Source organism: Wenjunlia tyrosinilytica (assembly GCF_014646055.1).
GTDB lineage: Bacteria > Actinomycetota > Actinomycetes > Streptomycetales > Streptomycetaceae > Wenjunlia > Wenjunlia tyrosinilytica.
In genome coordinates, this window is record NZ_BMMS01000001.1 from 1 (window position 1) to 23282 (window position 23282).

Below are 23282 nucleotides of genomic sequence, written 5' to 3' on the forward strand. Positions count from 1 at the left end.
ACACCGGCGCGAAGCGACGCAGCCCCACCACCACCCGCCGGCGCAAACAAGCCACCCGCCCAGCACCCGCCGCTGGCCAGCGCATTTATCCCTCGCGCGGCAGCGCGCAGACAGACCGCGACCCGGGAGGCGGACCGTCAGGCCCTCACGGGTCACCACCACCGTTGGCGGCGCCTCTTTCGCGCGGCAGCGCGCCTGCGCGTTCACCAACACACCAGCCCCCCCGGCGGGGCCGGGGCAGCCGCCGGGGGAGGCGCGTGCTCAGATCTCGTGCAGGCTCATCGGGCCGTAGATCTTCGTTTCGTCCTCAAAAAGGACCAGCTGATCCACCCCGCCCTCCCGGAGCTTCTGCCAGACCTCCCCCACCCACGATTCCGCGTCGCCCTGCGTGGTGAACTCCTCCGGCTCCACAGCCGGCGGCACCTCCGTGCCGTCGGACTTCTCGAACCGCCACGTCCACGCCATAGTCGTCTCCCTCGAGCGAAGCGTCTGTGTGCCGTGCGCTCCGCAGCGTAGTCGCGCCCGTCCCGCTTAGCGATCACACCTCGCACACCCCCGCCGTGCCTGCCCGGCCCGGACGCGAGACTATCCAGGTGTGGAACTGACGCTTCTCGGCACGGCGGGCCCCGAAGGCCTGCCCCTCCCCGGCTGCCCCTGCGCGACCTGCGCGACCGCCATCGGGGACCGCGCCCGCGCCGCCACCTCAGTGCTGGTGGACAGCACGCTCCTGCTCGACCTGACCCCCGGCGTCTCCGTCGCCGCCGCCCGCGCCGGCCGCACCCTCGACCGGGTGACCCACGTCCTCCTCTCCCACCCCCACGACGGCCCACCCGTCGAGGTCCCGGCGGGGCTTCCATCTCCCACCCGCTCCCCCGACGGCCACGAGGGCGTCCTGGGCACCCACCGCGTCCGCGCGGTCGCCGTGGACTCCCCCGGCTCCGGCTACGAGATCGCCGACAGCGACGGCCACCGCATCCTCTATCTCCCGCCGGGAGCCGCCCGCGCCGGAGGCGAGGCCCCCCAGCTCCCCTACGACATCGTGATGCTCGACGTCCTCGGCCGTCCCGAAGCCCTCGCCCGGCTCAGGGCGACCGGCGCCGTGGACGCCACCACGGACGTCCTCGCCGTCCACATCGACCACACCGCCCCGCCGGAACCGGAGCTGCACCGCAGGCTCGCCGCACTCGGCGCCCGCGCGCTCCGCGACGCCGGCACCCTCTCCACCACCGACAGAGGTCCCCGCGTCCCCGCCGTTCCACGCCGCACCCTCGTCCTCGGCGGAGCCCGTTCCGGTAAGTCCGTCGAGGCCGAGCGGCGACTCGCCGCGTTCCCCGGCGTCGTCTACGTCGCCACGGCAGGCACCCGCGACGGCGACACCGAATGGGCCGGCCGCGTCTCCCAGCACCGCGAGCGCCGCCCCGCCTCCTGGCTCACCGTCGAAACCCTCGACCTCGAGCCCCTCCTCGCCGAGGACGGCCCACCGCTCCTCATCGACTGCCTCTCCCTCTGGCTGACCTCCGTCATGGACGCCTGCGACGCCTGGAACGACGACACCTGGAACAACGGCGGCGAGGACGAGTTGCGCAAGCGCGTCGAGTCCCTGGTCGCCGCCTGGCGCGCCACCCCCCGCACCGTGGTGGCGGTCAGCAACGAGGTGGGCGGCGGCGTCGTCCCCGCCACCGCCTCCGGACGCCGCTACCGCGACGAACTCGGCCGCCTCAACAGCGCCGTGGCGCGGGAGTCGGAGCATGTCCTGCTCGTCGTGGCCGGTCAGGCACTGCCGCTGAGGTGACGCGGGCGCGTGCCCGTTAAGCTCCGTCAGCGTGAGCGCCCTCAATCTCGATGACTTCGCCGACACCGTCGAACGCCCCGACGCCGCCGTCCAACGGGACGCCGAGGAGCGCCGGCACCGGCTGGGGCCGCCCGCGGGCTCCCTCGGGCGCCTCGAGGAGCTGGGCGACTGGCTCGCCGCCGCGCAGGGCCAGTGCCCGGCGCGGCGGCTGGACAACGTGAAGGTGGTCCTCTTCGCCGGGGATCACGGTGTCGCGCGGCTCGGTGTCTCCGCCCGCGAACCCGGCACCACGGTGAGCCTCGTACGCGAGGTCCTGGAGGGCGAGGCCGCGGTCAGCGTGCTGGCCCGCGCCTACGACGCGCAGGTCCGCGTGGTCGACATGTCCGTGGACTGCGACCCCGGGGAGCTCCCCGCCGAGGTCACCCGCCACCGCGTTCGCCGTGGTTCCGGGCGGATCGACATCGAGGACGCGCTGACGGCGCAGGAGGCCGAGCAGGCCTTCCGCGCCGGAATGGCCGTCGCCGACGAGGAGGCCGACTCCGGTACCGACCTGGTGGTCCTCGGGGACCTCAGCGTCGGCGGCACCACCGTCGCCGGGGTGCTGGTCGCCGCCCTGTGCGGCACGGACGCCTCCGTGGTGACGGGCCGCGGCTCCGGCATCGACGACCTCGCGTGGATGCGCAAGTGCGCGGCGATCCGGGACGCGCTGCGCCGCGCGAGGCCCGTCCTCGGCGACCAGATGGAACTCCTCGCCACCACCGGCGGCGCCGACTTCGCCGCGATGGCGGGCTTCCTGGCGCAGTGCGCGGTGCGCCGCACGCCCGTCGTCCTGGACGGAGTGGTGTCGGCGGCGTGCGCCCTCGTCGTGCAGCGGATCGCCTTCCGGGCGCCGGACTGGTGGCAGGCCTCGCAGTCCACCGGAGAGCCCGCCCTGGCCAAGGCCCTGGACCGGCTGGCCCTCGAGCCTCTGGTCGACCACGGGGTGAAGCTGGGTGAGGGAACGGGCGCGCTGCTCGCCCTCCCGGTCCTGCGCGCGGCCGCGGCCCTGCTGGCCGAACTCCCCGAGCGCGCCGCGGCGCCCGAGCCGGGGCCCGAGGCCGACGAACCAGCCGCCCACACTGTCGGGAATCCCGAGCAGGAGGACAGCGAGCCCCAGCCGGGGGCGGGCACCGAGCCCCAGACCCGCACCGAGACCGGCACCCGCACCGAGCACGAGACCGGCACCGCGTCCGAGACCCGCACCGAGACCGGCACCCGCACCGAGCCCGAGACCGGCACCGAGCCCGCCGCCGACGAGACGCGGGAGTGAGCACCGTCCGCCTCCTCACCGACGGACTGCGCTTCGCGTTCGGCACGTTGACGATCCTGCGGGTCAACGTCACCCGCTGGGACCGCACCGCCGCCCGCGCGGGCATGCTCTGCGCCCCCCTCGTCGGCCTGGTCGTCGGTGCCGCGGCGGCAGCGCTCGGCTGGGCGTTCCTCCACTTCCACGGCGGCCCGCTGCTCGCGGCCGTCGCGGCCGTCGCCGTCCCCGCCGCCCTCACCCGCGGACTGCACCTCGACGGACTCGCCGACACCGCCGACGGGCTGGGCAGCGACAAGCCCGCCGAAGAGGCGTTGCGCATCATGAAGGCGTCGGACATCGGCCCGTTCGGCGTGCTCACGCTCCTGCTCGTCCTCCTGGGCCAAGTGGCCGCGCTGGCGCGGCTGTTCGCCGAGGGGTGGCAGGCAGGGGCGGCTGGGGCCGTCGTCGTGGCGGTCACCGCCCGGCTCTCTCTGACCGCCGCCTGCCGCACGGGAGTTCCCCCCGCCAGACGGGACGGCCTGGGCACCGCCGTGGCCGAAAGCGTTCCGCTCCCCGCCGCCCTCGCCGTGGCAGCCGTCTGCCTCGCGGCGTCGGCCGCCCTCGGTGGAGCCGCCGACGGCCTGTCCGCCGTGCACTGCGTCCTCGCCGCCGTCGCCGGACTGGCCGCCGGGGAACTGCTGCTGCTGCGCTGCCGCCACCGCCTGGGCGGCATAACGGGCGATGTCCTGGGAGCCGCCGCGGAAACCGCCGCCACCGCCGCCGCCGTAGCACTCTCCCTGTCCTGAACCCCTCAAGGCCCTCCCCGCCGAAACCACGGGGCGTCTCGGCGAAGACCGACGTCTCATCGGCCGTTGCCGCGGCGTAGGCTCAACCCCGCCACCGTCCCCTAGCCTCACAAGGGCCAATATGCGGACGACGATTCAAAGACGATTCGGAACAGGAACACCGTGACTGCACTCACTCTCAGCACATCCTCCGCGGCCTCTCTGCGCGCGGACGCCGTCGTTGTGGGCGTGGCGAAGGGGCCCAAGGGCCTCGTGCTCGCCCCTGGTGCCGAAGAGGTGGACAAGGCGTTCGACGGCAGGCTCGCCGCCACGCTGGAGTCCCTGGGCGCCTCCGGCGGTGAGGGCGAGGTGACGAAGCTCCCGTCTCCCTCGGGTGTGAAGGCACCCGTGGTGCTCGCGGTCGGTCTCGGTGACGCCCCGGACAACGGCGAGGGCTACCCGGCGGAGGCGCTGCGCCGCGCGGCCGGTGCCGCCTCCCGCACGCTGACCGGGGCCAAGAAGGGCGCGTTCGCTCTGCCGGTGTCGGATGCCGCGTCGGCCGAGGCGGTGGCCCAGGGGGCGCTGCTGGGCGCGTACGCGTTCACCACCTACCGCAGCAACCCCAACGGTGCCAAGGCGGACAGCTCCAAGGCTCCGCTCGGCGAGGCCGCGCTGCTCGGCGCCAAGCCACGCGACAAGGCGTTCAAGGCGGCCGCCGAGCGTGCCGCCGTCCTCGCCGAGGCCGTCAACCGCGCCCGCGACCTGGTGAACATCCCTTCCAACGACCTGACCCCGAAGTCCTTCGCGGCCATCGCGCAGACCGAGGGCAAGGCGCTGGGCCTCAAGGTCGAGGTCCTGGACGAGAAGGCACTCGCCAAGGGCGGCTACGGCGGCATCCTCGGCGTCGGCCAGGGCTCGGCCAACCCGCCCCGTCTGGTGCGGATCGCCTACAGCAACCCCAAGGCGAAGGCCGCGCTGGCGTTCGTCGGCAAGGGCATCACCTACGACTCGGGCGGCATCTCGCTCAAGCCGGCCGGGCACAACGAGACGATGAAGTGCGACATGGCCGGCGCCGCCGCCGTGTTCTCGGCCGTGCTCGCCGCCGCCAAGCTCGAGCTGCCGGTCAACGTCACCGGCTGGCTCGCCCTCGCGGAGAACATGCCCTCGGGCACCGCCACCCGTCCCGGTGACGTGCTCAAGATGTACACCGGCAAGACGGTCGAGGTGCTCAACACCGACGCCGAGGGCCGTCTCGTCCTCGCCGACGCGCTCGCCCGCGCCGCCGAGGAGAACCCGGACGCCATCGTGGACGTAGCGACGCTCACCGGGGCGATGGTGCTGGCGCTCGGCAACCGCACCTTCGGTGTCATGTCCAACGAGGACGGCTTCCGCGACCGCGTCCACGAGGCCGCCGACCGCGCCGGCGAGCAGTCCTGGCCGATGCCGCTGCCGCCGGAGCTGCGCAAGAGCATTGACTCCCCGGTGGCCGACATCGCCAACATGGGCGAGCGGATGGGCGGCGGCCTGGTCGCCGGCCTGTTCCTCAAGGAGTTCGTGGGCGAGGACACCACGTGGGCCCACCTGGACATCGCGGGCCCGGCGTTCAACGAGTCCGGTCCGTTCGGCTACACCCCCAAGGGCGGCACCGGCGCTGCCGTGCGCACCCTCGTCCAGCTCGCCGAGGACGCCGCTTCCGGCAAGCTCAAGTAGCAGGGCGAGCAGGCGGAGCAGGCCGAGCGGCCCAAGCGGCCGGTGGTCGGGGCCGCTTGACGTAGCCGGGTCCACACGCCGAGTGACGGCGGGGGCGGCCCCGTGCAAAGGCACGGAGCCGCCCCACGAGTAGCCCGGCGGCAGCCGCCGGGCTACTCGTCCCGTCCGCCCCGCTCCTGCTCGGCCTTGCGCCGGTTCCACTCGCGCATGCGCTGGGGGTACCCCACCACTGCGGCCTCGTACACGGGTATGCGCAGTCTCTCGGCCAGCGCCCGCGCGGCACGTGGGTCGGCCACCCTGCGCCTGGTCCACTCGCCGTCCCCGGCTATGAGCACCACTGTTGTCGCGGTGACGGTCGTGGCGGGCTCGATGTACGCCTCGACGCCTCGCCTGCTGGTGGCGAAGCTCTGCAAATGGCGTTCGCCCTCAGCGATCTCCCCCCGACCGGTCCGGGACGGTTCCGCGCCCCTGGTTCGCCCACCCCGCCGGAACAGCCTCATCGAAACCCTCCCGATTTTCCCCGCCGGTTCCCCACCGTGGTCGGCCACTCTACGGGCGGCGCGAACCCCGCGTCCGGAAGGGGACTCCTGGGGGCAGGGCCCGGCCCGGCTGGTCCGAGCGGGCGAACGGCCGGTGCCGCATGTCTCACACCATGGCCCCGCGTCCCAGGCTCAGCCGACAAGTGCGAAGATGGTTCACCGGCACGACAGGGCCAGATTCGGAACGGCCGAAACGAACAGCCGCCGTCCGGTCCACCCAGACCGGTCACGGCGCACCATGCATGGAGGACGTGACGTGGCGAACGACGCCAGCACCGTTTTCGACGTAGTCATTCTCGGCGGCGGGAGCGGTGGCTATGCGGCTGCCCTGCGTGCATCGCAGCTGGGGCTGGATGTCGCCCTGATCGAGAAGGACAAGGTCGGTGGCACCTGCCTCCACAACGGTTGCATTCCCACCAAGGCCCTGCTCCACGCCGGCGAGATCGCGGACCAGGCTCGTGAGAGCGCCCAGTTCGGGATCAACGCCACCTTCGAGGGCGTGGACATCGCCGGCGTCCACAAGTACAAGGACGGTGTGATCTCCGGCCTGTACAAGGGCCTGCAGGGGCTGATCGCCCTGCGCAAGATCACCTACGTCGCCGGTGCGGGCCGGCTGACCTCCCCCACCACGGTCGAGGTCAACGGCGAGCGCTACGAGGGCCGCCACATCATCCTGGCCACCGGCTCCGTTCCGAAGTCCCTGCCCGGCCTGGAGATCGACGGCGACCGCGTCATCACCTCCGACCACGCCCTGGTCCTCGACCGCATCCCGAAGTCCGCCGTGGTCCTCGGCGGTGGCGTGATCGGCGTCGAGTTCGCCTCCGCCTGGAAGTCCTTCGGCGTGGACGTCACGATCGTCGAGGCGCTTCCCCACCTCGTGCCCGTCGAGGACGAGAACAGCTCCAAGCTGCTGGAGCGCGCTTTCCGCAAGCGCGGCATCAAGTTCGAGCTCGGCTCTCGCTTCTCCGGCGTCGAGTACACCCAGGACGGCATCCGGGTCTCGCTGGAGAACGGCAAGCAGGTCGAGGCCGAGCTCCTGCTCGTCGCCGTCGGCCGAGGCCCGGTCTCGCAGGGCCTGGGTTACGAGGAGGCCGGGGTCGCCATGGACCGCGGCTACATCCTGGTCGACGAATACATGCAGACCAGCGTTCCCACCATCTCGGCCGTCGGCGACCTGGTGCCCACGCTCCAGCTCGCGCACGTCGGCTTCGCGGAGGGCATCCTGGTAGCAGAGCGCCTTGCCGGTCTGCGCCCCGTGCCGATCGACTACGACGGCGTTCCCCGCGTCACCTACTGCCACCCCGAGGTCGCCTCCGTCGGCATCACCGAGGAGAAGGCCAAGGAGCTCTACGGAGCCGACAAGGTCGTCACCCTCAAGTACAACCTCGGCGGCAACGGCAAGAGCAAGATCCTGAAGACCCAGGGCGAGATCAAGCTCGTCCAGGTCCGCGACGGTGCCGTGGTCGGCGTCCACATGGTCGGCGACCGCATGGGCGAGCAGGTCGGCGAGGCCCAGCTGATCTACAACTGGGAGGCGCTGCCCTCCGAGGTGGCCCAGCTCGTCCACGCGCACCCGACGCAGAACGAGGCCCTCGGCGAGGCCCACCTGGCGCTTGCGGGCAAGCCGCTGCACGCGCACGACTGACCCCAGGACACGCCCCTCAATCCGCACAGAGTTTGTTCAAAGGAGCCACTGAAACCATGGCGGTCTCAGTAACACTGCCCGCGCTCGGCGAGAGCGTGTCCGAAGGCACCGTCACCCGCTGGCTGAAGGCCGAGGGTGAGCGTGTGGAGGCCGACGAGCCGCTGCTCGAGGTCTCCACCGACAAGGTCGACACCGAGATCCCGGCCCCGGCCTCCGGCATCCTCGCCTCCATCAAGGTGGCCGAGGACGAGACGGTCGAGGTCGGCGCCGAGCTGGCCATCATCGACGACGGCAGCGGCGCGCCCGCCGCCGCCTCCGCCCCGGCCCAGGAGTCCGCTCCGGCCGCGCAGCCCGAGCCCGCCCCGGCGCCCGCCGCCACTGCCCCGGCCGCCACTGCCCCGGCTCCGGCCCAGGAGGCGCCCGCCCGGTCCGGCGGCGCGGCAGAGGGCACCCCGGTGCTGCTGCCCGCCCTCGGCGAGAGCGTCACCGAGGGCACGGTCACCCGCTGGCTGAAGGAGGTCGGTGAGTCGGTCGAGGCCGACGAGCCGCTCCTGGAGGTCTCCACGGACAAGGTCGACACCGAGATCCCGGCCCCGGCCTCCGGCGTCCTGCTCGAGATCACCATCGGCGAGGACCAGACCGCCGAGGTGGGCGCCCAGCTCGCGGTGATCGGTGCTCCGGGCGCGGCTCCGGCCGCCGCCCCGGCCCCGGCGACTCCGGCCCCGGCCCCGGCTCCGGCCCAGCAGACCCCCGCCGCCCCCGCGGCTCCGGCGCCCGCGCCCGCCGCTCCGGCGCCCGCCGCCGCTGCCCCCGCCCCCGCTCCGGCTCCGGCGGCTCAGGCCCCGGCTCCCGCTCCCGCCCCGGCCGCTCCCGCCCCGGCTCCGGCCGCTCCGGCGCCCAGCGCTCCGGCGCAGGCCCCGGCCCCCGCGGGCGACGGCGAGGGTGCCTACGTCACCCCGCTGGTGCGCAAGCTCGCCTCCGAGCACGGTGTCGACCTGTCCTCGGTCAAGGGCTCCGGCGTCGGCGGCCGCGTCCGCAAGCAGGACGTCCTCGCCGCCGCGGAGGAGCGCAAGGCCGCCGCCTCGGCCGCTCCGGCCGCCAAGGCCCCGGCCGCGGTGACCCCGTCGCCGCTGCGTGGCCAGACGGTGCCGATGTCGCGCATCCGCAAGGCGATCGCCAAGCACATGGTGAACTCGCTCCAGGTGTCCGCCCAGCTGACCACCGTGGTCGAGGTGGACGTCACCCGCATCATGCAGCTGCGCGCCAAGGCGAAGAACAGCTTCACTCAGCGCGAGGGCGTCAAGCTCTCGCCGATGCCGTTCTTCATCAAGGCCGCCGTCGAGGCGCTCAAGGTGCACCCCGTCGTCAACGCGCGCGTCAACGACGACGACACGATCACCTACCACGACGTCGAGAACGTCGGCATCGCGGTGGACACCGAGAAGGGCCTGTTCGTCCCGGTGATCCACAACGCCGGCGACCTGAACATCGCCGGGCTCGCCAAGCGGACGGCCGACCTGGCCGAGCGCACCCGCAGCGGCGGCCTCAAGCCCGACGAGGCCACCGGCGGCACCTTCACGGTGACCAACACCGGCTCGCGCGGCGCGCTGTTCGACACCCCGATCCTCAACCAGCCGCAGGTCGGCATGCTGGGCATCGGGGCCACCGTCCGCCGTCCGGTCGTGATCAACCACCCGGAGCTCGGCGAGACCCTGGCGATCCGCGACATGGTGTACCTCGCGCTGTCCTACGACCACCGGATCGTGGACGGCGCCGACGCGGCCCGCTACCTGGCGACCGTCAAGGCCCGCCTGGAAGAGGGCGCCTTCGAGGGCGACCTCGGCCTGTAGCCCGGACGGCAGGCGGCATCGTCCCTCGGTCACCGTCTCCACGGGGCGCGGCCCCGGAACCCTGGACAGGGGTTCCGGGGCCGCGCTCCGTTCGCGCATGCCGTCGGACCCGCCCGTTACGCCTGCCGGTAACGACACGGGCGGGATTGCGCGCCTCCCGCATGCGATTGGCGGTGCGAAGCCCGATGCTGGACGGGTGATGGACGAGACGGAGTTCTGGGAGCTCATCGACAGCACCCGCGAGGCGTCCGGCGGCGACCCCGAGGACCATGCCGACGTGCTGGTGGAGCGGCTCGTCGCGCTCGACCCGGACGCGGTGCAGTACTTCGCCCGCCACTTCGAGGTCCGCTTCAACCGCGCGTACCGGTGGGACCTGTGGGGCGCGGCCACGGTGCTCCTCGGCGGCGCGAGCGACGACGCGTTCGACTTCTTCCGGTGCTGGCTCATCGGGCAGGGCCGCGAGGTCTTCGAGGGGGCGCTGCACGACCCCGACGCCCTCGCCGAGCTCGTCCCGGACTTCGACGAGGAGGAGGACGGCGACGCGGAGGACCTCGGCTACGCGGCGGACGAGGCGTACGAGACGCTCACCGGGACGCCGATGCCGGACCTGGGGCTGCCCGCCCCCGACGAGCCGGAGGGAACCGTCTTCGACTTCGAGGACGAGCGGGTCCTCGCCGACCGCTTCCCGCGCCTGTGGGAACGCTTCGGCGGCGGGCCCGCGTGAACCGCTATCCGTCGAGGTCCACCCGGCGTCCCATGAGGACGTCGTCCACGTAGCCCCCGCTGATCAGGAACTCCTCGGGCAGCACGCCCTCCACCACGAACCCGGCCCGCTCGTACAGCCGCCGCGCCGGGGCGTTGTGGCCGAGCACGCGCAGGGTGAGGCGGCGGCCGCCTCGTCCGCGCACGGTCTGGACGGCCGCGTCCAGCAGCGCCCGTCCGGCGCCGAGCCCGCGGGCCCACTCGTCGACGAGCAGCCCCTGTATCTGCCAGACGTGGGCGTTGCTCTCCAGCGATGTCGCGGGAACGAGCCGCAGATAACCCCCGACCTTCCCGTCCACCACGGGGACGAGGAAGTCGCAGGGCCGGTGGGTGGCGTCGAAGAAGGGCTCGCCGGGCTCCGGCCTCGGCCCGACGAAGCCCAGCTCGGACCAGCAGCGGCGGTCCATTTCCGCGAGCACGGCGTCGTCTCCGGGCAGGGACATCCGGATCTCCACTACGGGCATACGCGCCACTGTGCCAGGCGAGTGCCTTGCGCCTCTCCCGATTTCCCGGTGACAGGATGGCCTCATGCGTATTGCTGTCACGGGCTCGACGGGTTTGATCGGCTCCGCTCTGGTGCGGTCGCTGCGGGGCGACGGCCACCAGGTCGTGCGCATGGTGCGGCACGACGCGCGGGCGCGGGACGAGGTCCGCTGGGATCCTTCGGGGGGCGGCGGGACCGACCTGCGCGCGCTGGAGGGTACGGACGCGATCGTGCACCTCGCCGGGGCGGGGGTCGGTGACCACCGGTGGACCAGCGCGTACAAGGAGACGATCCGCGACAGCAGGGTCCTGGGCACGGCCTCGGTGGCGAAGGCGGCGGCGGCGCTCGACACCCCGCTCAAGACGCTGGTGAACGGCACGGCGATCGGCTACTACGGCGACACGGGCAGCACGGCGGTCGACGAGTCGGCCCCTGCCGGGGAGGGGTTCCTGGCAGAGCTGTGCCAGGAGTGGGAGGCGGCGGCGGAGCCCGCGCGGGCGGCGGGGGTCCGTACGGTGTTCGCCCGCACCGGTCTGGTGGTGGCGCCGGAGGGCGGGGCGTGGGGCAGGCTCTTCCCTCTGTTCAAGCTGGGCCTGGGCGGACGCCTGGGGAACGGCCGGCAGTACTGGAGCTTCATCTCCTTGCACGACGAGATCGCGGCCCTGCGGCATCTGATCGACACCGCCGAGGTGGCGGGCCCGGTGAACCTGACCGCGCCCACTCCCGTAACGAACGCGGAGGTCACCCGCGCGATGGGCCGCGTCCTGAACCGCCCCACGGTCCTGAACGTCCCCTCGTTCGCCCTCCGGGCCGTGGTGGGCGAATTCTCGGAAGACATCCTGGGAAGCCAACGCGTCCTTCCCACCCGCCTGCTGACCTCGGGCTTCACCTTCGCCCACCCGGAGATCACCGAGGCCGTCGAGTCCGCCCTCGCCGAGAACCAGGCGCGGTAGCCACCGCGCGGGACCGCCTCACAGGCAAGCGCGACCACCCCCACTCCGTCTCGCGACCGAATGGTCGCTCATTGGCGTCATCCAGTCGCTTTCGAGTGCGTTGTGCGCGACAGAACCGGGCATGACGACTCTGATGCGGGGACACACCCGACCTCGGGGAGGGGCAGCACCGTGCTCACACACGCGCGCCACGCAGACGTCGTCGTCGTAGGAGCGGGCCCAGCAGGGCTCTGCGCAGCACATCACCTGGTCGCCGCGGGGGTGACCGTCGCCGTACTCGAAGGGGCCGACCGGGTCGGGGGCCGGATGGCCACCGAGACCGTGGACGGCTTCCGGCTCGACGCCGGGAACCACCTCGTCAACGCCGCGTTCCCGGAGATGCTCCGCACCCCCGGCCTCGGCGGTCTGCGCCTGCGCCCGTTCGCCCCCGGCGTGCTCGTGCGGGGCGTCGGACGCAATTACCGGGTGGGCGACCCCAGGCGCCCCAGGGAAGCGTTCTCGGCGGCCAGGGCACCCATAGGCACACCCCTCGACAAGGCCCGCCTCGGAGCCGCCCTGGCGCGTCTGGCGGCCGTCCCCGCCACACGCCTGCTGGGCCGCCCCGAGACCACCATCGCCGAGGCCCTGTGCGCCCGCGGCTTCTCACCGCGCATGGTCGAGGGCTATCTGCGGCCACTGCTGGCCGCGCTCCTCAGCGACCCCGACCTGTCGACCAGCAGCCGGTGCGCCGACCTGGTGCTGCGCGGCTTCGCCCGAGGGCGGCTGTGCGTTCCCGAGGGCGGCCCCGGAGCCGTTCCCGAGCTCATGGCCGAGGCCCTGCCGCCCGGCATCGTCCACGTGGGCGAGCGGGTCACCTCCGTCTCCACGACCGAGGTGACGACCGCCGAACACGGCTCGACCTCGTGCCGGGCCGTCGTCGTGGCCACCGACGCCCACTCCGCCGCCGACCTCCTGCCCGGCCTGCACCTGCCACGGTTCCACCCAGTAACGACGCTCCACCACGCCGCCGGCACACCACCTCTGCGCGAGCCCGCCCTCGTCCTCGCCGCCGACCGCGGCGGACCCGTCGCCTACACGATGGTCGCCAGCGAGATCGACCCCGGCTGCGCGCCCCCCGGAAGGGCGCTGGTGTCCACCACGGTCCTCGGCGACCCGTCACGCTTCTCCCCGCACGAGGCGGGCCTGGACAAGCTCGTGCGCCACCACCTCTGCGACCTCTACGGGACCGACACCGCGGAGTGGGAACTCCTCGGCGTGCACCACGACCCCGAGGCCGTTCCCGCGATGCCCGCGCCGCACCACATACGCCGCCCCGTGCGCCTGCTCGGCGGCCTCTACGTGTGCGGTGACCACCGCGACACCGGCACCACCCAGGGCGCGCTGCACTCGGGCCGCCGGGCCGCCCACCATGTCCTGCGGGACCTCGGGATCCGCACCGAGTACGGCACGTCGAGGGACACCCTCAAGGCCGCCTGAACCCGTCAGGGGCGCTCAGGAGACGGCCGGGGCCCACACCCGGCCGACTTCCTGCGCCATCGGCCTCACGCGCTCGTGCGCATCCCCGCCACCCCCGCCGCCGCGGCGCGCTCGTGGAAGGCCCGCACCGCAGGGCTGTCACGGTACGGCTGGAGACGGCGGCTGAAGTCGTGCACGTACTCAAGCGCCCGCACCGACCGCATCTCCGACGCGTTGCGCAGCGCCTCCGTGGCGAGCACGCACGCCTGGTCGACCTCTCCGAGCCCCAGCCGCGCCGTGGCCAGCACGGTCCGGCAGAACACCCGGCTACGGGCATACCCGGCGCCCCTCAGCCGCAGGGACCGCTCGGCGTGCTGCACGGCCGCCCGGTACTGCTCGAGATCGCGGTGGCAGTGCCCGAACTCGTCCGCGAGCTGCGCCTCGTCGAAGAACCGCGCCCACGCCGGTGCCTCGTCGCCCGGCCGCGCCGCCTCCAGCGCCCGTTCCGCCCGCACCAGCGCCGCCGTGCAGGCGCGCACCTCCCCCAGCACCCCGTGCCCGCGCGCCTCCACGGAGTGCAGCAGTGCCTGCACCACCGGTGGTGCGCAGCCGCCGACTCCCTGCTGGGCCACCCTGGCCAGCTGGACGGCCTCGCGCCCATGCCCGAGGTAGACCGCCTGCCGGCTCATGGTGACGAGCACATAGGCCCCGTAGACCCGGTCCCCGGCGGCCTGGGCGAGCCGCAGCGACTGCACGAAGTAGCGCTGCGCCAGCCCGTGCGCTCCTATGTCGTAGGACGTCCAGCCCGCCAGCCGGGTCAGGTCCGCGACGGCGCCGAACAGCGACCTGCCGACGCTCTCGCCGTACGAGCCCCGCAGCATGGGCTCGGCCTCGTTCTCCAGGTAGCGCACCAGCGCCTGGCGGGCGTGCCCGCCCCCGTAGGCGTTGTCAAGGGTGCGGAACAGGTCGCCGACCGCGCGCAGGGCGTTGATGTCGCCGGAACCGACGCGCGAGCCCGCGGACCTGTCGAAGCCCGGCACCTCGGGCGGAAGCTCGACAAGTCCGTCGGGGCCCCGGCTCTGCCCCGGCACCCGCCCCCGCCTGCCGTTGACCGCCGCACCGCCGACGGCCTCCCGGGCGACCCGCTCGTCGGCCCGCCCGATCAGCCAGTCGCGGCTGGGCACCACGAGCCCGGCGGGGGTGAAGGCGATGCGGCGCAGTTCCGCCTGGCTGCCGGTGTCCTTGCGCCACAGCCCGCTGACGATGTCCACGGCCTCCTCGGGGCTCGCGGCGAACTCCAGGCCCGCGTACACGGGGGCACACGCGTCCAGACCGAGGTCCTGGGCGGAGAGCCTGCGCCCGAGCCGCCGGGTGAAGACCTCGGCGATGAGGGCGGGCGTGGTGCCCCGGGGCTGCTGGCCGCGCAGCCAGCGGGTGACAGAGGTCTTGTCGTAGCGCAGGTCCAGACCGTGCTCGATGCCGAGCTGGTCAACCCGTCTCGCGAGCCCCGCGTTGGAGAACCCCGCTTCTGCGATAAGGGCCGCTAATTGATGGTTCGGGTGTCGTTGCGCCGGTCCGTCGGTCATCGTGCTGCCGTCTCCTGCCTTTCGGGCACGGCTCGTCCAAAGCTCTGAGTCGGCGCGAATGTAATCCCGGAGCGCGGCCGACTCACTACTTCCGACTCCGGTTCGCCAGAACGGGTGAATCCTTGGCGCGGTACCGGGGGGTAACCGAGCGATGGCCGACAACCCCGTGATAGGGCGCTGAGCCGCCTGCTGCCGCAGGCGGGCTCCGACGTACAGTTGCTGTGTTCCGCGTGCGCCGCGCACGCGGTCCGCGTCAGCCGCCCAGCCGTTCAACAGCTCAGCCGCTCAACAGCTCAGCCGCTCAACTGCCGAGGAGATGCCGTGAACGAGCTCCGGTTCGTCCACCTGGGGTTCGGCCCAGAAGCCGTCGAGTACCAGGAGGCATGGGACGAGCAGCGCCGCGTCCACGCCGCTCGTTTCGCGGACGAGACGCCCGACACGTGCCTCCTCCTGGAGCACCGGCCCGTCTACACCGCCGGCCGGCGCACCCAGGACAATGAGCGGCCCCTCGACGGCACCCCGGTGGTGGACGTGGACCGCGGCGGCAAGATCACCTGGCACGGCCCCGGCCAGCTCGTCGGCTACCCCATCCTCAAGCTGCCCCGCCCCGTCGACGTGGTCGCGCACGTGCGGCGGCTTGAGGAGGCGCTCATCAGGACGGCGGCGGACTTCGGCCTGGAGACCACGCGGGTCGAGGGCCGCAGCGGGGTGTGGGTGCTCGGCGACCCGGTGCCCAAGGAGCACCGCCCGGCGCTCGGCGGCCTCAATCTCCAGTTGGACCCGCGGCTCGACGACGGCCGGGGCGACCACCGCAACGACCAGGACGAGGAGTACGACACCCGTCTGATGGGCCCCGAGTACGCCCCGTCCAACGCCGGGGAGCGCGGTGAGGACCGCAAACTGGCCGCGATCGGCATCCGCGTGGCCAAGGGCGTGACGATGCACGGCTTCTCGTTGAACTGCGATCCGGACAACACCTGGTTCGACCGCATCGTGCCGTGCGGCATCCGGGATGCCGGGGTCACCTCGCTCTCGGCCGAGCTCGGCCGGCGGGTGCCGGTGAGCGAGGTGCTGCCGGTGGTCGAGAAGCACCTGACCGAGGTGCTCCGCTCGGCCGTTCCGCTGCCGCGCGCGGTCTAGGCGGCGGGCCGGCGCCCACCGGCCGCCCGTCGGCGGGCGGGCGTCGCCGGGCCGTGGGGAGGACATTCCGTCCAGTGGAATGCGCCGCGCCTTCGCGGGGTTGATCGGCTTAACGGAATGCGAAAGCACGGGCGTACCCTGGTGTTCGCCGATGATTCTTCAGGATGGCTGTATCCCCCAGCACGTCTGCACTTCAAGTAGAGGGAGCTCCACGTGTCCGCTGTCGCCCCCGATGGACGCAAGCTGCTGCGCTTGGAGGCCCGCAACAGCCAGACCCCGATCGAGCGCAAACCCGCGTGGATCAAGACCCGGGCGAAGATGGGCCCCGAGTACACCGCGCTCCAGGGACTGGTGAAGCGCGAGGGGCTGCACACGGTCTGCCAGGAGGCGGGGTGCCCCAACATCTTCGAGTGCTGGGAGGACCGCGAGGCCACCTTCCTCATCGGCGGCGAGCAGTGCACCCGCCGCTGCGACTTCTGCCAGATCGACACCGGCAAGCCCGCCGCCCTCGACCGTGACGAGCCGCGGCGCGTGGCCGAGTCGGTGAAGACGATGGAGCTGCGCTACGCGACGATCACCGGTGTGGCCCGCGACGACCTCGAGGACGGCGGCGCCTGGCTGTACGCGGAGACGGTCCGCCAGATCCACACGATGATCCCGGGCACGGGCGTGGAGCTTCTGATCCCCGACTTCAACGCGGTGCCCGAGCAGCTCGCCGAGGTCTTCTCCTCCCGCCCCGAGGTACTGGCGCACAACGTCGAGACCGTGCCGCGGATCTTCAAGCGGATCCGCCCCGCGTTCCGCTACGAGCGCTCCCTCGAGGTCATCACCCGCGCCCGCGAGGCCGGGCTGGTCACCAAGTCCAACCTCATCCTCGGCATGGGCGAGGAGCGCGAAGAGGTCAGCCAGGCGCTGCGGGACCTCCACGAGGCGGGCTGCGAGCTGATCACCATCACGCAGTACCTGCGCCCGAGCGTGCGGCACCACCCGGTCGAGCGCTGGGTGAAGCCGGAGGAGTTCGTGGAGCTCCAGCAGGAGGCCGAGGAGATCGGCTTCGCGGGCGTCATGTCCGGACCGCTGGTGCGTTCGTCGTACCGGGCGGGGCGTCTGTACAAGCAGGCGATCGAGAAGCGCGGTGAGGCGGCGGCCCCGCAGGCGGTCTGACGCCCCGCGGGCCGGTCGCGGGCCGTACGAGCCGGCCGGGCCCGGTGAGGCCGGCCGTGTGATGTGCCCCTCATGGCCGTATAGCGCGTGTTTTGATCCAAACGACTGCCCTGGTCCTCCGACCAGGGCAGTCGTTGTTTGACCGGGCCATTAATGAACCCGACAGGGTTTCATGCACGTTTGACCACCTCGTCACCGACTGGTAACACAATGTGGTGACTCTGGAACGAGGCAACCCCTCACCTCGAAGACGGTGGACCACGGAGGGCATGATGCAGCCGAACGCCATGCACGCTGACCGCGTCAGCGCACCTGTCCCCACGACCGCATCGAGCCCCGTCGCCGACGCCCTGCGCGCCGTGGAGGCCATCCTGTTGCGCGGCGGCCAGCAGACCGCCCGGCGCAACGCCTGGGCCGCCGTCTGCGAGGACCGCAGGCGGGCCCGCGACCGCCGCGAGGCCCAGACCGTGCTCGACTCGGCACCCCCGTTCATCAAGCGCTGACCACCCCCCGGGGCGAGCCCGGCAGGCCGTGGCCCTCTATGCGCCACCCTTTCGTCATGAGCACACCCGGGCACGTATCCTTTGCGGCATGGCGAGGAAGGAAACATCCGAGAACCCCGGGCGGCTGAAGCAGATCCGTCTGGCTTACACGATGACGAAGAAGGCCGACCCCAAGGTCGGGCTGATTGTCGCGGCAGTGGGAATCGTCACCTTCGGTGTGGCCCTCGCCATCGGCTTCCTCATCGACCACCCGATCTACGCGGGCATCCTGGGCTTCCTGCTGGCCTTCCTCCTGATGGCGATCATCTTCGGCCGACGGGCCGAGAAGGCCGCGTTCGGGCAGATGGAGGGCCAGCCGGGTGCCGCCGCGGCGGTGCTCAACAACATCCGCCGCGGCTGGACGGTCACCCCCGCGGTGACCGCGAACCGCAACCAGGACGTGGTGCACCGCGCCGTCGGGCGCCCCGGCATCGTCCTGGTCGGAGAGGGCAACCCGAACCGGCTCAAGGGCCTGCTCGCGGCCGAGAAGAAGAAGATGGCCCGGGTCGTGTCGGACGTGGCGGTCACGGACATCATCGTGGGCGACGGCGAGGGCCAGGTGCCGCTCAAGAAGCTCCAGACCACACTGATGAAGATGCCCCGCGTCATGCCCGCGTCCCAGGTCACGGTGATCAACGACCGGCTGCGCGCCCTGGGCGACCTCATGAGCAACATGCCGATCCCGAAGGGCCCGATCCCGCGGAACGCGCGGATGCCCCGGGGCCGCTGAGGCGCGCCCTGCCCCGCATCTCCGGCGAATCTCCGGCAATCCAGAAATCGTCCGCAGTCCAGCGATCTCCCGCGGTCCAGGAATCGTCCGCGGTCCTGACCCCGTCCGACGAAACGAAGAGCGGCTCTCCGGACCACCGGAAAGCCGCTCTCGTCGTTCTCCGGCCGCGCGGGGCCGGCAGGCGTTCTTCGCCCTGCGGGCGCCTGCGGGCCCTGTGGGCTGGACGGGCCCTGCTGGCTAGAAGCGGACCTGGACCGCCCGGACCGCCTTGTCGTGCAGCCCCCGGTAGTCCCGGTCCCACACCACGGCGGGGATGACGAGGAGCAACAGGAACGTCCGCAGCATCGCCGCGAGGACGCTCAGCCGCTCGCCGTCCGCACGCACGAGCCGCAGCCTCAGCAGCCGCTTGCCCGGCGTAAAGCCCAGGGTGCCGATGAACAGCACGCTCGCGACAAAGAACACGGCACTTGTCCACATATTGGTTGCTCCCAGATCACCTCTGGCGAGAAGTCCGTATGCGATCAGCACGCACAGGCCCCAGTCGACGAACAGCGCCGCGATCCGCCGGCCCACCGGTGCGATCGAGCCCGGCCCCGTCCTGGGAAGCCCAAGCCGCTCTCCGGGGTACCCGAAGTCGGCGCCCATTTCCTCCGCCGCGGCACGCGGCCCCGAGATCCACGATCCCACCGCTCGTCTGGTGTCCACCGGACAACGGTAACGCGGCCGTTCCTGATCACTGCGCCCGAGGCTCGGTTAACGCGTGTGAAACATACGGGTCACGCTCGAGAAATCGGGACTCCCTATGGTCAACACGTGCTGGGCCCCTTCCTCGCGAAGGCGGGAGGGCGGGACGGCCCCGCCATCGACGATCACCGCCGCGGCGAACGCGGTGGGCCGAGGAGGATGTGGATGTTCCAAAACGCCGACGAGGTGAAGAAGTTCATCTCGGACGAGGACGTCAAGTTCGTGGACGTCCGGTTCTGCGACCTGCCGGGCATCATGCAGCACTTCACGGTCCCGGTCGAATCCTTCGACCCGACCGAGAACCTGATGTTCGACGGTTCGTCGATCCGCGGCTTCCAGGCCATCCACGAGTCCGACATGGCGCTCGTCCCGGACCTGAACACGGCTCGCGTCGACGCGTTCCGCAAGGACAAGACCCTCAACATCAATTTCTTCATCCACGACCCGCTCACCGGCGAGCAGTACAGCCGTGACCCGCGGAACGTGGCGAAGAAGGCCGAGGCGTACCTGGCCGGCTCCGGCATCGCCGACACGGCCTACTTCGGCCCGGAGGCGGAGTTCTACGTCTTCGACAGCGCGCGCTTCGCGACCAGCGCGAACGAGAGCTTCTACCACATCGACTCCGAGGCGGGCGCCTGGAACACCGGCGCCGTCGAGGAGAACCGCGGGTACAAGGTCCGCTACAAGGGCGGCTACTTCCCGGCCCCGCCGGTCGACCACTTCGCCGACCTGCGCGCCGAGATCTCCCTCGAGCTGGCCAAGGCCGGCCTGAAGGTCGAGCGCCAGCACCACGAGGTCGGCACCGCCGGCCAGGCGGAGATCAACTACAAGTTCAACACGCTGCTCGCCGCCGCCGACGACCTGATGCTCTTCAAGTACATCGTGAAGAACGTCGCGTGGCGCAACAACAAGACGGCGACCTTCATGCCGAAGCCGATCTTCGGCGACAACGGCTCGGGCATGCACGTCCACCAGTCCCTGTGGGAGGGCGGCTCCCCGCTCTTCTACGACGAGCAGGGCTACGCGGGCCTGTCGGACACCGCCCGCTACTACATCGGCGGCCTGCTCAAGCACGCCCCGTCGCTGCTGGCGTTCACCAACCCGACGGTGAACTCCTACCACCGACTGGTCCCGGGCTTCGAGGCCCCGGTGAACCTGGTGTACTCGCAGCGCAACCGCTCGGCGGCGATCCGTATCCCGATCACGGGCGCCAACCCGAAGGCCAAGCGCATCGAGTTCCGCGCGCCGGACCCGTCCTCCAACCCTTACCTGGCGTTCTCCGCGCTCCTGATGGCGGGCCTGGACGGCATCAAGAACAAGATCGAGCCGGTCGAGCCCGTGGACAAGGACCTCTACGAGCTCCCGCCGGACGAGCACGCGAACGTCCCGCAGGTCCCCACCTCCCTCCCGGCCGTCCTCGACGCCCTCGAGGCCGACCACGAGTACCTCCTCGAGGGCGGTGTCTTCACCCAGGACCTGATCGAGACCTGGGTCGACTTCAAGCGCACCCAGGAAGTCGCCCCCATCCAGCTCCGCCCGCACCCGCACGAGTTCGAGCTGTACTTCGACATCTAAGACCGTCGCAGGTCAGAGCGGATTTCCGCTCCCCTGGACCGTCTGTGGGCCGTCGGCCGTGTCCTTCCCCTCCAGGAAGGAACGGCCGACGGCCCTCTCTCGTGCACCGTCGGGCACGGTGCCTCCCGGCCGGTCCGTGAGGCGCGTGGCAGGCTGAGGGAACAGCTTGCCGACTGAGTGAGCCTCATGGGGAAGAGGGTGCTGTGACGACGCTCGCCGTAACCGGGCATATGGATCTGACGGACGCCTCCGTGCCGCTGGTTCGCGATGCCCTTCGCGATCTGCTCTCCGGATACCGCGGTCCGGGGCTGGTCGGCGTCTCGTGCGTCGCCGCAGGCTCGGACAGTCTCTTCGCCGAAGCCGTGCTCGCGGCCGGGGGACGTCTCGTGGTGGTGCTCCCCTCCCAGGACTACCGCCGGACGAAGGTGAAGCCGCGGCACGCCCCGCTCTTCGACCGGTTGGTCCAAGCCGCTGACGAGGTACTGGTCATGCCGTTCGAAACGGCCGGCCGCGAGGCGTACGAGAGGGCCAACCGCATGCTCCTGGACCGCGCCGACCGCCTCGTCGCCGTCTGGAACGGCAAGCCCCCCGGGGGCAAGGGCGGCGGCACCGCCGACGTGGTCCTCGACGCCCGCGCCGCCGGCATTCCGGTCGATGTGGTCTGGCCACCGGGCGCCGGGCGCACTGCGTAGGGCCGCCACCCGATCCCGGTGGCGGCCCTTGTCCACGGGGTCAGGCCTCGGAGGACAGGAGGTCGCGCAGCTCCGCCACTGCCTCCCGGAGCTTCTCGGCGAAGGTGTACATCTGGGCCGCCACCGGCATCGGGGTACTCAGGTAGACGTTGAAGCGCTCCGGCAGCAGGACGTAGGCGACGCCGATGCAGCGGCTGCTGGTGGAGCCGAAACCGAAGTACTGGATGTTGAACGACGGGGCGGAGCTGGTGCTCAGGTAGTCGTCGCGCATCTTCACCCAGCCCGGCGTGCGGTACAGCGCGGGCTGCTCGGTGACTCCCAGCCCCGCCCCGCGCCGCCGCTGGATCAGTTCCAGCTCCCACAGGTGCTGCTCGGGCACCTGGACGGCCTGGCACTCCTTGGCGCGCGCCACATGCCCCGCCGCGGCGGCGCGGAATGCCGCACGCCTGGCCTGCGCGTCCGTCGACGGGTCCTCCATCACCGCCACGAACTCCACCATTTCCGGGGTGACCACACGCATCGCCTCGGTGCGCCCTCGCCGGTACTGGCGGGTGGCGATGGACTCGTACGTGGCCCCCAGGTGCCCCTTGGCGCGCTGGTGGGCGAGCTGGTAGGCGACCTGGACGAACGCGTCCGGTGAAGCGCCCAGTGCCTTGGCCGTGTTGGCGCCGAAGTCGTCGAACGACACGGTGCTGGTGGCCGTGTTGGCCCCGTACTCCGCGAACGCCTCGGCGGCGGAGCTCACCTGGGCCCGCAGGGCGTCGTCCAGCTCGAAGACGATCGGCTTCACCTCCGGCAGCCCCTGGGAACGGGCCCCGGACTGCCGGGAGTGCTCCTCGGCGGAGGTGCCCAGCAGGGCGTCGACGAAGCTGAGGATGGTGGTCCCGTCCAGCTCGCAGTGCTCGACATTGATGCCCGCCCGGCCGTCGGCGAACACGATCAGGGACACGGCCTTGTCGAACCAGCGGTTGCCGCCGTCGCCGTACAGCAATTGGTCGCAGGCCCCCTGGATGTCGGCGGGCGCGAAGTCCTCCAGGCAGACGCAGAACAGCGCGGTCTCGACATCGTCCAGCGCCTCCGTGTTCCTGGGGTCGCAGGTGAGCAGGCGCTCCCTCGTGGCCGCCCATTCGGCGCGTGCCATGGTGGTGAGGTGCCCCACCGAGGTGTCCTCAGGAGCCGGTTCCGCACCGGCCTTCAGCACGGCGCTCAGTCCGGCCTCGAGGTCGGCCAGGCTGTACGGGGCGCCGTCCTCGCCGAGCACGTCCATCCGGAACATGCCGCCGCGGAAGAACACCACGATGTGCCGGGCCGGGGACGGGCCCGGACACTCCTCGCTGTACGGGCTGCGGACGCTGTCCTGCACCGCCCCGGGAATCCGCGTGGTGGAGAACAGGTACTTGTTCTGCTCCATCGACTGGGGCTGCCCGCGCTGCACCACGGGTGGGATGAGCTCCTGATCGAGCTGCCGCTTGTAGTTGACGGCCCCGGCGATGAGTCCGGCCGCGCGCTCCAGTTGCGACTGCGACAGCCCGTTGTCCTGGAAGAGGAAGAAGAAGTTGGCGTTGAGCGCGATACGGTCCCGGCGGCCGAGGTACCGGTACGGCCAGAAGGTGTCGAGCCAGCTCGCCACGCCCTCCGTGGCGTCGTACTCCTCCAGGGCCGCGTGCAGCACCCGGCCGGGCCCGTCGGGCCGCAGGAACGCGGCCACCTCCGCCTCGGTCGCCGCCAGCTCCTCGGCGGTCAGCAGTGGCGCGCACCAGGCGAGGAACCTCTCGCAGCTCGCCTCAAGCGTAGGCAATGGCACACGTGGCAGGCCCTCCTCCTGGGAGAAGGTCGTCATGGCCGCCAT

21 protein-coding genes are annotated in these 23282 nt (G+C 71.9%); 15 read left to right on the forward strand and 6 right to left on the reverse strand.

Annotation, left to right across the window (positions count from 1 at the left end):
- Positions 1–261: 261 nt before the first annotated feature.
- Positions 262–465, reverse strand: coding sequence for a hypothetical protein (locus IEY86_RS00005; protein WP_189129332.1), 204 nt, complete (start codon positions 463–465; stop codon positions 262–264).
- Between the two features lie 130 nt (positions 466–595).
- On the opposite strand from IEY86_RS00005, the gene IEY86_RS00010 reads away from it, so the two are divergent.
- The 4 genes from IEY86_RS00010 to IEY86_RS00025 all read left to right on the forward strand — a co-directional run bounded on the left by IEY86_RS00010 (position 596) and on the right by IEY86_RS00025 (position 5572).
- Positions 596–1792 carry a bifunctional adenosylcobinamide kinase/adenosylcobinamide-phosphate guanylyltransferase gene (locus IEY86_RS00010; protein ID WP_189129333.1) on the forward strand — a complete coding sequence of 399 codons (1197 nt, stop codon included), beginning with the start codon at positions 596–598 and terminating at the stop codon, positions 1790–1792.
- Positions 1793–1823: 31 nt separating this feature from the next.
- The gene (cobT, locus tag IEY86_RS00015; protein WP_189129334.1) at positions 1824–3101 is read left to right on the forward strand and encodes a nicotinate-nucleotide--dimethylbenzimidazole phosphoribosyltransferase; all 1278 of its coding nucleotides are present in this window, start codon (positions 1824–1826) and stop codon (positions 3099–3101) included.
- Entirely contained in the window at positions 3098–3883 is a 786-nt protein-coding gene (locus IEY86_RS00020) for an adenosylcobinamide-GDP ribazoletransferase (RefSeq protein ID WP_189129335.1), read from the forward strand. Before cobT ends, IEY86_RS00020 begins: the two co-directional genes overlap by 4 nt.
- Before the next feature lie 162 nt (positions 3884–4045).
- Positions 4046–5572 carry a leucyl aminopeptidase gene (locus tag IEY86_RS00025; RefSeq protein ID WP_189129336.1) on the forward strand — a complete coding sequence of 509 codons (1527 nt, stop codon included), beginning with the start codon at positions 4046–4048 and terminating at the stop codon, positions 5570–5572.
- Positions 5573–5724: 152 nt separating this feature from the next.
- Here the strand turns inward: IEY86_RS00025 and IEY86_RS00030 are convergent, their stop codons facing one another.
- Positions 5725–5985, reverse strand: coding sequence for a hypothetical protein (locus IEY86_RS00030; protein WP_229698042.1), 261 nt, complete (start codon positions 5983–5985; stop codon positions 5725–5727).
- A 382-nt stretch (positions 5986–6367) separates the two neighbouring features.
- On the opposite strand from IEY86_RS00030, the gene lpdA reads away from it, so the two are divergent.
- The 3 genes from lpdA (at position 6368) to IEY86_RS00045 (ending at position 10330) form a co-directional block, all read left to right on the forward strand.
- Entirely contained in the window at positions 6368–7756 is a 1389-nt protein-coding gene (lpdA, locus tag IEY86_RS00035) for a dihydrolipoyl dehydrogenase (RefSeq protein WP_189129338.1), read from the forward strand.
- A gap of 56 nt (positions 7757–7812) precedes the next feature.
- Entirely contained in the window at positions 7813–9606 is a 1794-nt protein-coding gene (gene sucB, locus IEY86_RS00040) for a 2-oxoglutarate dehydrogenase, E2 component, dihydrolipoamide succinyltransferase (protein ID WP_189129339.1), read from the forward strand.
- A 199-nt stretch (positions 9607–9805) separates the two neighbouring features.
- Positions 9806–10330 carry a DUF4240 domain-containing protein gene (locus IEY86_RS00045; RefSeq protein WP_189129702.1) on the forward strand — a complete coding sequence of 175 codons (525 nt, stop codon included), beginning with the start codon at positions 9806–9808 and terminating at the stop codon, positions 10328–10330.
- Between the two features lie 4 nt (positions 10331–10334).
- Here IEY86_RS00045 and IEY86_RS00050 read toward each other — a convergent pair whose 3' ends face one another.
- Positions 10335–10832, reverse strand: a complete 498-nt coding sequence (locus IEY86_RS00050; RefSeq protein ID WP_189129340.1) for a GNAT family N-acetyltransferase — start codon at positions 10830–10832, stop codon at positions 10335–10337.
- A gap of 64 nt (positions 10833–10896) precedes the next feature.
- On the opposite strand from IEY86_RS00050, the gene IEY86_RS00055 reads away from it, so the two are divergent.
- Positions 10897–11805, forward strand: a complete 909-nt coding sequence (locus tag IEY86_RS00055; RefSeq protein ID WP_189129341.1) for a TIGR01777 family oxidoreductase — start codon at positions 10897–10899, stop codon at positions 11803–11805.
- Between the two features lie 171 nt (positions 11806–11976).
- Entirely contained in the window at positions 11977–13281 is a 1305-nt protein-coding gene (locus IEY86_RS00060; protein WP_189129342.1) for an NAD(P)/FAD-dependent oxidoreductase, read from the forward strand.
- A 65-nt stretch (positions 13282–13346) separates the two neighbouring features.
- On the opposite strand, the gene IEY86_RS00065 is transcribed toward IEY86_RS00060, so the two are convergent.
- Positions 13347–14846, reverse strand: a complete 1500-nt coding sequence (locus tag IEY86_RS00065; RefSeq protein ID WP_189129343.1) for an NsdA family TPR-like regulatory protein — start codon at positions 14844–14846, stop codon at positions 13347–13349.
- A 321-nt stretch (positions 14847–15167) separates the two neighbouring features.
- Between IEY86_RS00065 and lipB the strand changes: the two genes are divergently transcribed.
- The 4 genes from lipB (at position 15168) to IEY86_RS00085 (ending at position 18422) form a co-directional block, all read left to right on the forward strand.
- A complete protein-coding gene (lipB, locus tag IEY86_RS00070; RefSeq protein WP_189129344.1) occupies positions 15168–15986 on the forward strand; it encodes a lipoyl(octanoyl) transferase LipB in 819 nt (272 codons plus the stop codon).
- Positions 15987–16199: 213 nt separating this feature from the next.
- Positions 16200–17150 (forward strand): lipoyl synthase, encoded by a 951-nt coding sequence (gene lipA / locus IEY86_RS00075; RefSeq protein WP_189129345.1) that lies wholly within the window; start codon positions 16200–16202, stop codon positions 17148–17150.
- Between the two features lie 272 nt (positions 17151–17422).
- Positions 17423–17653, forward strand: a complete 231-nt coding sequence (locus tag IEY86_RS00080; RefSeq protein ID WP_373286939.1) for an SCO2195 family GlnR-regulated protein — start codon at positions 17423–17425, stop codon at positions 17651–17653.
- An 88-nt stretch (positions 17654–17741) separates the two neighbouring features.
- Positions 17742–18422 (forward strand): DUF4191 domain-containing protein, encoded by a 681-nt coding sequence (locus tag IEY86_RS00085; protein WP_189129346.1) that lies wholly within the window; start codon positions 17742–17744, stop codon positions 18420–18422.
- Between the two features lie 237 nt (positions 18423–18659).
- Here IEY86_RS00085 and IEY86_RS00090 read toward each other — a convergent pair whose 3' ends face one another.
- Positions 18660–19127 (reverse strand): RDD family protein, encoded by a 468-nt coding sequence (locus tag IEY86_RS00090; protein WP_189129347.1) that lies wholly within the window; start codon positions 19125–19127, stop codon positions 18660–18662.
- 204 nt (positions 19128–19331) lie between these two features.
- Here IEY86_RS00090 and glnA point away from each other — a divergent pair, with 204 nt between their 5' ends.
- Together glnA and IEY86_RS00100 are read left to right on the forward strand one after the other, a co-directional pair.
- Entirely contained in the window at positions 19332–20741 is a 1410-nt protein-coding gene (glnA, locus tag IEY86_RS00095) for a type I glutamate--ammonia ligase (RefSeq protein ID WP_189129348.1), read from the forward strand.
- Positions 20742–20944: 203 nt separating this feature from the next.
- On the forward strand, positions 20945–21433 hold the full coding sequence (locus IEY86_RS00100; RefSeq protein WP_189129349.1) for a hypothetical protein: 489 nt from the start codon (positions 20945–20947) through the stop codon (positions 21431–21433).
- A 40-nt stretch (positions 21434–21473) separates the two neighbouring features.
- Here the strand turns inward: IEY86_RS00100 and IEY86_RS00105 are convergent, their stop codons facing one another.
- Positions 21474–23273, reverse strand: coding sequence for a choline/carnitine O-acyltransferase (locus IEY86_RS00105; RefSeq protein ID WP_189129350.1), 1800 nt, complete (start codon positions 23271–23273; stop codon positions 21474–21476).
- Positions 23274–23282 lie beyond the last annotated feature (9 nt).